Raw genomic sequence first — 12765 nt, 5'->3', positions numbered from 1 at the left:
TTAACTGATCGGCATTAGAGTGTTACTCTTCCTTTTCATTATTGTTTGGCGCTCAAGCGATGTTTCGTTAGTAATAACGGTCACAACTGTCGTGAAGCTGTGGATTGTCTTCTATTTCATCGAAACTAACTGCAAGTTGCTCTTCTGAACCTTGCTTAGCGAGCAGCACTGTTTCTGCCTCTTGGTCGATGACTAAAATCGTACCGACACCTTGCTGACACTCAACGACCATACCTTTACGGATTCGATTTGCTTCCATCACCCTCTCCTTCACAAAGTTACCCGATTCAGACTCTGTTACGCGAGATAAGGTGAAAGGATCAAAAAAGCCGATCATCAGATCGGCTTTCAATTTAAATTGTCTTCTTTAATTAACGTATATAAAAAGACGCTTATTTCGCAAATTCAACACCAATGTTGATATCGCCATTTAGTGTTTCTAGCATGCCATCTAATGCTGACTTCTCGTAGTCGCTTAGCGCACCGTAGCTTAGAACTTCTTCTACGCCGTCTTTACCTAGCTTCACAGGCTGTGCGAAGTATGGTGCATGTTCGCTGCCACCGTCTACATAAGCACACTCCACTACGCCTTCTTCACCTTGAAGAGCACGTACTAGCGCTAAGCCAAAGCGACATGCAGCTTGGCCCATAGATAGAGTTGCGCTACCGCCACCCGCTTTCGCTTCTACTACTTCTGTACCCGCATTCTGGATACGTTTCGTTAGCGCTTCAACTTCTTCAGCTGTGAACTCAACACCTTCGACTTGAGATAGAAGAGGAAGAATCGTCACACCAGAGTGACCACCGATAACAGGAACGCGAACGTCACCTGGATCTTTGTCTTTTAGTTCAGCCACGAAGGTTTCCGAACGGATAACGTCCAGTGTTGTTACACCAAACAGCTTGCGCTTGTCGTAAACGCCTGCTTTTTTCAATACTTCAGCAGCGATTGGCACTGTTGTATTCACTGGGTTAGTGATGATACCAACACATGCTGTTGGACATACAACTGCGATCTTTTCCGCTAGCGACTTAACAATGCCAGCGTTTACGTTGAACAGATCCGCGCGATCCATACCAGGTTTACGAGCTACACCAGCTGAAATTAGAACAACATCCGCACCTTCAAGTGCAGGTGTTGGATCTTCGCCAGCGTAACCTTTAATAGAAACCGGAGTTGGGATGTGGCTAAGATCTGCAGCCACACCAGGAGTTACTGGAGCAATATCGTATAGGGCTAAATCTGAACCTGCAGGAAGACGGTTCTTAAGTAGAAGGGCCAGAGCTTGACCGATGCCGCCAGCGGCACCAATAACGGCTACTTTCATGTAGTTCTCCTTGAGAGTATTTCTCTTATAAACGTATTCGTAGGGTATTTTGTAACCAGCTGAAATAAAGCTATCGAAATCACAACTTGATTACAATCAATTAACGCCAGCTTTGCGACCTCGCGCAACTCGCTGTTACCGTGCTACAAACAAAGGCTTGATTATTCGTTTATTCTGTTGAAATGACAAGAAATTCAGTGCAATAAATAGGTCAACAATTTCATACTTAAAGAACCCTATCCTGTTTAGGGTTTACAGTGATGGAATTAACATAATGTCGTGACTTTTTGGCACTACATGAATATCTATGCGAGAATATGCAAAATTGCTGACCCTTGATAAGAGAATCATAACGACTATGCGCAATTCAGAAAAACAAGATAACTTAGTTCGCGCTTTTAAAGCCTTATTAAAAGAAGAGAGCTTTGGCTCACAGGGTGAGATCGTTGATGCACTAAAACAACAAGGTTTTGAAAGTATCAACCAATCCAAAGTTTCTCGCATGTTGACTAAGTTTGGTGCCGTACGTACACGTAACGCAAAAATGGAAATGGTTTACTGCCTACCAGCAGAGTTAGGCGTCCCAACAGTTAGCAGCTCTTTGCGTGAACTGGTGTTAGATATCGACCATAACGCAGCTCTTGTCGTTATCCACACCGGCCCAGGTGCCGCTCAGTTGATTGCTCGCCTACTGGACTCATTAGGCAAATCAGAAGGCATCTTAGGTGTGGTTGCTGGTGATGACACCATCTTCATTACCCCGACAATGCCAGTTTCTACAGAACAATTGTTCAAATCTGTGTGTGAACTTTTCGAGTACACAGGCTAAGTAACTGTTTGTGGGCTATGAAATTAGTTGAATTTTGTAGCCCATGAAAAATGTAAATTTTTTGATTTTTTAGCTTATTTTCCACCCATCCTATTTGTGATTTACATCACGCTATTGGTTTTTTTAATACCCTCGCCAACATGCAAGATAAGTAATTGTTCTAAAAAGAATTAGTCTACGAATTTATCCCCACATACCAACGCACACTTTAGACTTATTCGCTATAGTTTTTAACAATCGGATAATTTTCTGCCAATTTTTTGTTATGATTCGCTCGCTTTTTCAAACGATTGGATTGGAAAAGATGCCGTTTCCAAATAGGAAACTCCTGAAGTAATTTTTGGTTATTTCCGGGTTAATAATGAATATAAGGAAGGGAAATTCATGGCATTTAACAAACTTCTTAAAGTAGGCGCTATCGCTGCAGCAGTTATGGGCGCAGGCGCAGTTAACGCTCAAGAGTTTATTACTATCGGTACCGGCTCTGTTACAGGTGTTTACTACCCTACTGGTGGTGCTATTTGTAAATTGGTGAACAAAGGTCGTAAAGATCACAACATCCGTTGTTCAGTAGAATCGACTGGTGGTTCAATTTACAACGTCAACACAATCCGTGCTGGCGAGCTAGACTTTGGTATCGTGCAATCGGATTGGCAGTACCATGGCTACAACGGTACGAGTAAGTTTGCTGAACAAGGCCCGTACAAAAAACTACGTGCAATGTTCTCTCTTCATACCGAACCTTTTAACATCATCGCACGTGCAGATTCTGGCATCGAAAACGTTCAAGACCTTAAAGGTAAGCGTGTAAACATCGGTAACCCTGGTTCTGGTGACCGCGCGACAATGGGCGTAGTGATGGATGCTATGGGCTGGACTAACGACAGCTTTAAACTTGCATCAGAACTAAAAGGTTCAGAACGTTCTCAAGCACTATGTGATAACAAGATCGACGCCTTTATCTACATGGTTGGTCACCCGAACGGTTCAATCAAAGAAGCAACAACCTCTTGTGATGCGAAGCTAGTTCCTGCAACTGGTCCAGAAATCGAGAAGATCGTTGCTGATAACCCTTACTACGCGTTCAGCACAGTGCCTGCTGGCATGTACCGTGGTACAGACAAAGACGTAAACAGCTTTGGTGTTGCGGCAACAATGGTAACGACTTCTGACGTTTCAGATGACGTAGCTTACAACGTTGCAAAAGCGGTATTCGAAAACTTCGATACCTTCAAGCGTCTACACCCTGCATTTGCAAACCTGAAGAAAGAAGACATGGTGAAAGCTGGCCTTTCAATCCCTCTTCACCCAGGTGCAGAGAAATACTACAAAGAAGTAGGCCTGCTTAAGTAAGCAACTACTAACTTCAAGCTCAGACAGAAAAGGATGGTTTTCTGTCTGATTGAGTATGCTGGTCGAGCACCTTCAACCAGCATACTTTGTTCAATTTTGCCGATTTCTCCCGGAAGTCGCGCTCACACACCTAAGAAAAAGAAAACGCACTTTTCCATACCTATGAATCAATGGGTTGAAGGATTGTAGCGATTCACTCGAAAGCAAACTTCGCTCTATTCACTACACTGTTATAGCGAAGCGCGGTTCTCGATACACAATACAGACAGGACCATCAATAATAAGGAAAAAGTACATGGCGACGAACAACACTCCGTCACAAGATGTGCAAGAGATGGTGGCTCAGGCAGATACAGGTGCGCGTAGCCCAATGGGCATGCAAGGTCGAATCTTATGGTTCGTTCCGCTGTGCTGGTCGCTATTTCAATTATGGTATGCCTCTCCGCTGCCATTTATTTTTAATTTTGGCGTACTCAACGACACTGAAGCGCGAGCAATTCATCTAACTTTTGCCACTTTTCTCGCTTTCACTGCTTACCCAGCAATGAAGAACTCTCCGCGTGATCATATCCCACTCATCGATTGGGTATTAGCGCTCGCGGGTAGCTTTGCTGCGGCTTACATTTATATTTTCTATACCGAGTTAGCAGGACGTTCCGGAGCACCTACGACGGTAGATATCGTCGTTTCGGTTACTGGTATGGTATTGCTACTTGAAGCAACCCGCCGTGCATTAGGTCCACCACTCATGGTGGTCGCAGCGGTATTCTTAACTTACACCTTTGCTGGCCCATATATGCCAGACGTCATTGCCCATAAAGGCGCTAGCTTAAACAAAGCGATGTCGCATCTATGGTTAACGACAGAGGGTGTATTTGGTGTTGCACTTGGCGTATCAACGTCGTTTGTATTCTTGTTCGTACTCTTCGGTGCGATGCTTGAACGTGCCGGGGCTGGTGCTTACTTCATTAAAGTCGCTTTCTCATTGCTTGGTCATATGAAGGGTGGTCCTGCAAAAGCGGCGGTTGTTGCGTCTGGTCTATCGGGTTTAGTTTCTGGCTCATCGATTGCCAACGTTGTAACTACAGGTACCTTTACCATTCCGTTGATGAAGCGAGTTGGTTTCCCTGGCACAAAAGCCGGTGCAGTAGAGGTTGCAGCCTCAACTAACGGTCAGCTTACACCACCTATTATGGGTGCCGCGGCTTTCCTAATGGTGGAATACGTTGGTATCTCTTACGTAGAGGTAATTAAAGCAGCCCTACTTCCTGCGCTTATCTCCTACATCGCCTTGATTTACATCGTTCACCTTGAAGCATGTAAAGCCGGTATGACTGGCCTTCCTCGTCGCCATAACCCGACCATGCTACAAAGCCTATTGTCATTTACTGGCACCATTCTCGGCTTGTGCGTGATTAGCGCTTTGGTTTACTACGGTGTGGGTTGGACGAAAGATGTCTTCGGCGATGCAGCAACGCCTATCGTAACCGTAGCACTACTGATTGCTTACATCGGTCTGGTGAAAATTTCAGCCAACCACGCCAAAGACGGCGCAATTGAAATTGATGCAGAACTCACCGAGGTTCCGGATCCGGGTCCGACGATTAAATCTGGCCTGCACTATCTGCTACCAATCGTTGTGCTGGTTTGGTGTTTAACCGTAGAGCGCTTCTCTCCGGGCCTATCAGCATTCTGGGCAACCGTGTTCATGATCTTTATCTTGCTGACGCAACGCCCATTGATTGCTTTGTTATCAAAACAAGGTGACTTGGCTCAGCAAACGAAAGATGGCTTTGTCGATCTAGCAGAGAGCTTGGTATCTGGTGCACGAAACATGATCGGTATCGGTGTGGCAACGGCTGCAGCCGGTACGGTTGTTGGTGTAGTAACACTAACCGGTATTGGCCTGGTGATGACAGACTTCGTCGAGTTCATCTCTGGCGGTAGCATCATCCTAATGCTGTTGTTTACTGCAGTGATCAGCTTAATCCTTGGTATGGGTCTGCCAACGACGGCAAACTACATCGTGGTATCAACTCTGATGGCTCCAGTTATCGTAACTCTGGGTGCAGCTCATGGCTTGATCATCCCACTAATCGCGGTGCACTTGTTCGTGTTCTATTTCGGTATTCTAGCTGATGATACGCCTCCGGTAGGTCTGGCAGCCTTTGCAGCGGCAGCTATTGCTAAGTCCGACCCAATTCGAACGGGTATTCAAGGCTTTACCTACGATATTCGAACCGCAATTCTGCCATTCATGTTCGTCTTCAACACTCAACTCTTGTTGATGGGTATCGACACTTGGTGGCACCTTGCTCTCACCGTAATCTCCTCAATCATTGCGATGTTGATCTTCTCAGCAGCGACGCAAGGTTGGTGGTTTACACGTAACAAGTGGTGGGAAACCATCTTGTTGCTTGTACTGACGTTCTCTTTCTTCCGTCCAGGATTCTGGTGGGACATGATCTACCCTGCAAAAGTTCTTTCCCCTGGGGTTGAGATAGCTCAAATCACGGAAGGGCTAAATGTAGGAGAATCCATTGAGCTACGAGTCGCAGGTGAAAACCTAGAAGGAGACTACGTAGAGAAAACGGTACGTCTTCCGTTCGAAGATAAAGCAAAAACTGCAGAAGAGCGCATCTCTTCTATGGGCCTAATGCTAACCGAGAACGACGGCAAAATGATCGTAGACATGGTCGAGTTTGGTAGTCCGGCAGAATCGTCTGGCGTCGACTTCGACTGGGAGATCAAATGGATTGTTCAAGACGCAGAGCGCCCAATGAAAGAATGGGTATTTGTGCCTTGCTTAATGATCTTGCTGGTACTTGCCATGAACCAAAAACGTCGTGCTCGTAGGGAACAGTTGAGCGCATAACCGATTAGGCCCCGAGGACAAGGGGCTATGATGAGAGACACTGAATGTATAAACAAATTCTTGTTCCGGTTGATCTAAATGACCAAGGCTTCTCTGACAGAGCTGTTGAGCTGGCTGTTTGGCAAGCAAAACAAGCCAACGCGGAAGTTCACTTACTGACTGTACTGCCTGGCATTCATATGTCGATGGTCGCAACTTACTTCCCGAAAGATGCGGCAGCGAAGATGAAGCAAGACGTGAAGCAACAACTCAAAACGTTTGCTGACCAGCACATCGATGATGAAGTGATTTACAAAGTACACGTTGCAGAAGGCAAAGCGTATGCAACCATCCTTGATTACGCTGAGCGCTTAGGTGCCGACCTTATCATCATGCCAAGCCACAAACGCTCAAAGATCAACAAAGTGATGTTGGGCTCTGTAGCGAGCAAAGTGGTAGAGAATTCACCAATCAATGTGATGGTAGTGAAGCCACAAGGCTAACGTACTCATTCAAACTCCCAAATAAAAAAGGTTGATGCTCACATCAGCCTTTTGTTTTTCTAAAGCATAATTCATCAAATATAAACGGCGCTCTACCCCGCCGCTCGCACAAACGCGGTTAAAACATCGCTAGAGTGCGATACCGCTAATTCATCAATGTCACCTGACGCTTCGACCTGACCACCAGCGACAAAAGCAAAATGACTCGCAATCGCTCTTGCATCACTCAAGTGGTGCGTTACCATTAACACGGTAATACCACGATCAGTCGCAAGCTGTTTAACCAGTGTCAGCATCTCTTCACGCAACACGGGATCAAGTGCAGAGAAAGGTTCATCAAGTAGCCACATTGAATGCGGCTGAACAAAGCAACGTGCAAGTGCCACACGTTGGCGCTGACCGCCAGAAAGGTGTTCCGGTAAGCGATCTAAATACTCAGCAACGCCGACTTGCTTGGCTGCTTGCTCGACAAGAAGCTTTTGGTCTGCCGTAAGTTTTAACCCCGGATGCAACCCTAAACCAATGTTGTCCCTCACTGACAGGTGAGCAAACAGATTGTGTTCTTGAAACAGTATTGAAAACGGGCGCTGGTACGGCTCTTTGCTCACGATAGATGTGCCATCAACCAAAATATCGCCCAGGTCAGGATTAATGAATCCAGCGACTAAAGCGAGCAACGTTGATTTACCTGCACCACTCGGTCCCATCAGCGATACGATTTGTCCGCGTTTAATCTCTAAATCAAAGCGAAATAGCTCACGTTGATAGGTGTACTGAACATCATCCAACACTAACATTATGCTTTCCCCTTTGTTTTTAATACTTTTTCAATCACAGCAAAGCAGCCTACGCTGAGTAATAGCAAGGTAACCGACACAACCGCTGCTGCATCCATTTGATAACTGCCGAGCAGTTGGAATAAATACAGCGGTAAGGTTCTAAATTCTTGCCCGCCAAACAAAGCGATCGCACTTAAGTCACCAATCGCAAACATAAAGCTGATAGCAAAAGCATGGGCAAACGGCTTACGCAGTGCTTGCCATTCCACGACTTTAAATCGTTGCCAACCACGCATGCCTAAGCTGGCGCACACGTACTGATATTGCTGCTCAATGTGCAACATAGGTTGAGATAACGTCTTGATGACGTATGGCAAGGCCATCAAGCCGTTGACCAAAATAACGACAAAAAACGCTAAGCTGAATACATCAGTAAACGAACGCAGCAGTAAAAACAGTCCAGTGCTAATCACCAAACCTGGCGTCACTAAAATGATGGTTCCGATAAGCTCAATTTGATCGGCACGAGTATTTTTATACAGCAATCGCCAACGTCGACTGGTCAGCAAAATCGATACACATGCTGCAACGGCAAGAGAGCTCGCCAGTACCGCAACTTTGAGTGAATTAAACAGTGCTGACCAAAAACGCTCATCGGTCAGTACCGACCAAACTTGCTGATTGATACCACTGAACACCACCATCACAAGCGGCGGTATAACTAGTAAAAAGGCACCCATAATCCAAAAGCTATCCCAAGCTTTTGACCACCCATGATCCTTCGTTAAATATTGCTGTACCGATGTGCTGCCAGCGCTTACTGAGACTGACTTCGTCAACTTCTGTACGCCAATTGCTAACAAGCCACATAGTAGCATTTGCCACAGTGCCAAAAGCGCTCCAGCCTGCAGATCAAAATCAAACTTAATCGCCTGATAAATGGCGAGTTCAATGGTGGTCGATTTCGGTCCGCCGCCTAATGCCATCACGGTGGCAAAACTGGTAAAGCAAAGCATAAACACCAAGCCGCTTACGTGTGGTAATTGCTGCCTTAGGCGTGGCCATTCCACCCAACGAAACTTGTCCCAATGACTCATTCCAAGGTGTGCACACAGTTTATGTTGTTCTGCAGGTATCGACTCTAATGCCTGCAAAAGGAGTCGCGCTGCATAAGGCATATTGAAGAACACATGCGCAAGTAAAATACCGTTCAGGCCATAGATGGAAAACGGCAGCTCAGCATCGATACTTTTCAGCCATTGCGCTAATAAGCCGCTGTTACCGTAAATCGCCAATAAGCCAAATACACCGACCAGCACAGGCAGAACTAAGGTAGACGCAAACAACTTGAGTAATAGAGACTTCCCCAAGAACTCACGTCGAGAAAGTGCGTGAGCTACAGGAATAGCAAAGCCAACACTCAATAGTGTAGAAAGGAAAGCTTGGTAGAAGCTGAATTTGGTGACGTGCTGATAGTATGGGTCTCCCCACACCATAGACACATCAAGTGAAGGCGCTTGGACAATCAAAGCACCAAGGGCAGAAATAACAAAGGTCGCGATAATCATCGCGACCCCTAACCCTATTTTCGGAACAGAATTCAAAAGTAGAACCTATATTAGAACGTCAATGCGCTTTGCCACTCGCGAATCCAAGTCTTGCGCATTTTCGCTACTTCGTCTGCACTAAAGCTCAGTGGTTTGCTTGGTACGCTCAGAGTTTCAAAGCCTTTTGGTAATTCAACGTCAGTCACTGGGTACATCCAGTTACCTGTTGGCATCGCAGATTGGAAATCATCACTCAAAATAAAGTTCATGAACTCATCTGCTAGCTCAGCATTCTTTGAGCCTTTCACCTTAGCCGCCACTTCCACTTGCATGTAGTGCCCTTCGGCAAAATCTGCGCTTGCGTATTTCGCGTCATCTTCTGCAATCAAATGGTACGCGGGAGAAGTCGTGTAAGACAGCACTAAATCTGACTCACCGTTCAAGAACATCGAGTAAGCTTCTGACCAACCTTTAGTAACCGTAACCGTTTTAGTCGCCAGTTGCTTCCACGCTTGAGTCGCATCATCGCCGTAAATAGACTTCATCCACAACATCAAACCTTGTCCCGGCGTCGAAGTGCGAGGGTCTTGGTAAATCACTTTCAGATCATCACGCTCTTCCACCAGCTCTTTCATGCTCTTGGGAGGGTTCGCCAACTTCTCTTTGTTGTATACAAACGCAAAGTAGCCGTAGTCATATGGTACGAAGGTCTTATCGTCCCAACCGTTAGGCAAGGTCGTCTTTGATGTATCAACGTTGTGCTCAGCCAGAAGCCCAGTCTTTTTCGCTTCCGCCATCAGGTTATTATCCAAACCTAACACGATATCCGCTTTGCTGTTGTTTCCTTCCAAACGAAGGCGGTTAAGGATTGAAACACCGTCATCTAGCGCAACGAAATTAACGTCGCAACCGCATTTGGCTTCGAACGCTTTTTCAACTTTAGGACCCGGTCCCCAATCGGCAGCGAAAGAGTCGTAAGTGTAGACAGTTAGGGTATTTTCAGCGGCAAACGCTGAAGTAGAAGTGATGGTTGCAAGGGCAATCAGACTAAGAGTGGTTTTCACTGCTCGCTCTCCATTTGCATTATTAACATGAGTTGAGCGGCACAGGGTTGAGGCGGTATTTAGGACTTCCAATATCCAGACTCAATTCCTACGCCAGCATTATCTGGTTCAGGTAATACGGGTCCCTGTCTGCTCAACAATGTTAAACAATTAGGTCTCAGCGCCCCTTGGCATTGATAACATCAATACCTGATGGGTTTGCTCCCCGATGAGTTGGATGGATTGTAAAGGTCTTTTATTGATTACACAATCAACGTTGGTCATAACCCCAACGTGGCACCAAGCCTTGCTCAATACCGAGGTGATCGAGAATTCTTGCCACCATAAAGTCAACCAAGTCTTCAATGCTCTTAGGCTGATGATAGAAGCCCGGCGCTGCCGGCATAATGGTGACGCCCATTTGCGAGAGCTTGTGCATGTTTTCAAGATGCAGCGTCGAGAATGGCGTTTCACGCACCACAAGTAAAAGCTGTCCGCGTTCTTTCATCACCACGTCGGCAGCACGTTCAATTAAGTTATCCGACATGCCGTGTGCAATAGCCGCGACACTACCGGCAGAACATGGACAAACCACCATTTGCTTTGGCGCAGCTGAGCCTGACGCCACTGGCGAGAACCAATCGTCTTTGCCACAAACGGTGATGTTATCTGGATTGCAGTTGAGATGCTCAACTAACGCCTTTTGCGCCGCTTCAGGGCCGCTTGGTAGTTTCAGGTCATGTTCGGTCGCCATTACCACTCGCGCAGCCGAAGAGATCAGCACATAGACGTGGTAATCCGCGGCAACCAAGCATTCAAGAAGACGGAGCCCATACGGGGCACCAGAGGCGCCCGTTAGTGCTAATGTGATGGCTTTTTTAGGGGTTACTTTTTGCTGCATAGATGTCATTAAGCTTTTTGTTTCAGTTGTTCTAGAAGCTTGCCGTGGATACCACCAAAGCCACCATTACTCATTACGAGGATTTGGTCACCCGGCTGTGCTTGTTCTACGATTTTTGCGACAAAGCTGTCCATCTCTGCGTCCACAAAAGCAGGTTGTTTACACTGGTCGGCAATCTCTTGTACCGACCACTCAATGTTGTCTGGTTGGAAGAGGAACACCTCATCAGCACTGTGCAGAGAAGCCGCTAAAGTATTCTTATGAACACCGCGCTTCATCGTCGCTGAGCGTGGCTCCAAAACGGCAAGAATACGTTTTTCGCCAACTTTGTTACGTAAACCGCCCAATGTCAGTTCAATCGCCGTTGGATGATGAGCAAAATCGTCGTAAACCGTCACGCCCTGCTCTTCACCTTTCAGCTCTAAGCGACGTTTGGTATTGATAAAGCGACCTAAAGCCTGACAGGCTAACTCAGGAGCGACACCAACATGACGCGCAGCAGCAATAGCCATCAAAGCGTTATCCACGTTGTGGTCACCAACAAGGTCCCAATCTACGACGCCCGCTTTCTCGCCTTGCAACAACACTTCAAATTTAGAACCATCAACAACCAGTTTGTGTGCTTGCCAATCACCATCAACACCAGAGAACTGCTTTTCTGTCCAGCAACCGCGCTCGATCACGTCTTGCAACGACTGATCTTGCTTCGGTGCAAGGATCAAACCGTTCCCCGGGACAGTGCGCACTAAGTGGTGGAATTGACGCTTAATCGCTTCAAGATCGTCGAAGATGTCTGCATGATCAAATTCAAGATTGTTCATGATCAATGTACGTGGATGGTAGTGAACAAACTTAGATCGTTTATCGAAAAAAGCACTGTCGTATTCGTCCGCTTCAACGACGAAAAACATACTTTCACCTAAGCGTGCCGACACACCAAAGTTACCCAACACACCACCGACAAGGAAACCCGGCTGGTAGCCACAGTCTTCTAAGATCCAAGCCAGCATGCTTGAAGTGGTGGTTTTGCCATGGGTACCCGATACCGCCAGAACCCAGCGATCGTGCAATAAGAACTCTTGTAACCACTGTGGGCCAGAGGTGTAACGCATATTGGTATTCAACACATGCTCAACACATGGGTTACCACGGCTCATTGCGTTACCAATCACGACAAGATCAGGTTGAGGGTCAAGCTGAGAAGGGTCAAAGCCTTCAATAATTTCAATACCTTGAGACTCCAACAGGGTGCTCATTGGTGGATAAACGTTGGCATCCGAACCCGTCACTTTATGACCTAGCTGACGCGCTAAAATTGCCGCACCGCCCATAAACGTGCCGCAGATACCCAAGATATGAATGTGCATAAACTTAACCTTGTAATGCTTTCTTTAATCCTTTCATTATCGTGATAACCACCAGAAAAGCGAGTGCCTTTCGCCCTGTTCGTGCAGTCTCTTTCACAAATCTGACAGGGCTTAGTACTGACTGACCAAGCATTAACCAAGTGACAGACTTCTTATGCAATAAGACAAATAAATTGAGATCTCAGTCGGTTACTTCATTACCATTAATAAGATCCGCGTCATAAACTTACATCTAGCGCAATCGTTTAACATCCATAAAGA

Annotated in this window: 11 protein-coding genes; 4 read left to right on the top strand and 7 right to left on the bottom strand. The window is 46.3% G+C overall.

Annotated features, from left to right (window positions below):
* Window positions 1-67: 67 nt before the first annotated feature.
* Window positions 68-259, bottom strand: coding sequence for a hypothetical protein (locus tag H735_RS20355; RefSeq protein WP_020196546.1), 192 nt, complete (start codon window positions 257-259; stop codon window positions 68-70).
* A gap of 133 nt (window positions 260-392) precedes the next feature.
* The gene (gene mdh, locus H735_RS20350; protein WP_020196545.1) at window positions 393-1328 is read right to left on the bottom strand and encodes a malate dehydrogenase; all 936 of its coding nucleotides are present in this window, start codon (window positions 1326-1328) and stop codon (window positions 393-395) included.
* Window positions 1329-1686: 358 nt separating this feature from the next.
* On the opposite strand from mdh, the gene argR reads away from it, so the two are divergent.
* From argR to H735_RS20330, 4 genes are all read left to right on the top strand, one after another.
* Complete coding sequence (gene argR / locus H735_RS20345; protein ID WP_005430583.1) at window positions 1687-2157, top strand: transcriptional regulator ArgR; 471 nt, start codon at window positions 1687-1689, stop codon at window positions 2155-2157.
* A gap of 384 nt (window positions 2158-2541) precedes the next feature.
* Window positions 2542-3510, top strand: coding sequence for a TAXI family TRAP transporter solute-binding subunit (locus H735_RS20340; protein WP_005437372.1), 969 nt, complete (start codon window positions 2542-2544; stop codon window positions 3508-3510).
* Window positions 3511-3805: 295 nt separating this feature from the next.
* A complete protein-coding gene (locus H735_RS20335) occupies window positions 3806-6385 on the top strand; it encodes a TRAP transporter permease (RefSeq protein ID WP_020196544.1) in 2580 nt (859 codons plus the stop codon).
* Between the two features lie 44 nt (window positions 6386-6429).
* Complete coding sequence (locus tag H735_RS20330) at window positions 6430-6867, top strand: universal stress protein (protein WP_005437370.1); 438 nt, start codon at window positions 6430-6432, stop codon at window positions 6865-6867.
* A 92-nt stretch (window positions 6868-6959) separates the two neighbouring features.
* On the opposite strand, the gene thiQ is transcribed toward H735_RS20330, so the two are convergent.
* The 5 genes from thiQ to mpl all read right to left on the bottom strand — a co-directional run bounded on the left by thiQ (window position 6960) and on the right by mpl (window position 12504).
* Window positions 6960-7664 (bottom strand): thiamine ABC transporter ATP-binding protein, encoded by a 705-nt coding sequence (gene thiQ / locus H735_RS20325; RefSeq protein WP_020196543.1) that lies wholly within the window; start codon window positions 7662-7664, stop codon window positions 6960-6962.
* Window positions 7664-9250, bottom strand: a complete 1587-nt coding sequence (thiP, locus tag H735_RS20320) for a thiamine/thiamine pyrophosphate ABC transporter permease ThiP (protein ID WP_080641596.1) — start codon at window positions 9248-9250, stop codon at window positions 7664-7666. The genes thiQ and thiP overlap by 1 nt, the downstream gene beginning before the upstream one ends.
* Window positions 9251-9264: 14 nt before the next feature.
* Window positions 9265-10257: a thiamine ABC transporter substrate binding subunit gene (gene thiB, locus H735_RS20315; RefSeq protein WP_020196541.1), complete on the bottom strand. Its 993-nt coding sequence runs from the start codon at window positions 10255-10257 to the stop codon at window positions 9265-9267.
* 250 nt (window positions 10258-10507) lie between these two features.
* Window positions 10508-11146 (bottom strand): flavin prenyltransferase UbiX, encoded by a 639-nt coding sequence (locus H735_RS20310; protein WP_005450501.1) that lies wholly within the window; start codon window positions 11144-11146, stop codon window positions 10508-10510.
* Complete coding sequence (gene mpl, locus H735_RS20305) at window positions 11146-12504, bottom strand: UDP-N-acetylmuramate:L-alanyl-gamma-D-glutamyl-meso-diaminopimelate ligase (RefSeq protein WP_020196540.1); 1359 nt, start codon at window positions 12502-12504, stop codon at window positions 11146-11148. Before mpl ends, H735_RS20310 begins: the two co-directional genes overlap by 1 nt.
* Between the last annotated feature and the right edge of the window lie 261 nt (window positions 12505-12765).

Source organism: Vibrio owensii CAIM 1854 = LMG 25443 (assembly GCF_000817815.1).
Classification (GTDB): Bacteria; Pseudomonadota; Gammaproteobacteria; order Enterobacterales; family Vibrionaceae; genus Vibrio; species Vibrio owensii.
This window is presented reverse-complemented; position numbering and strand designations above follow the sequence as displayed.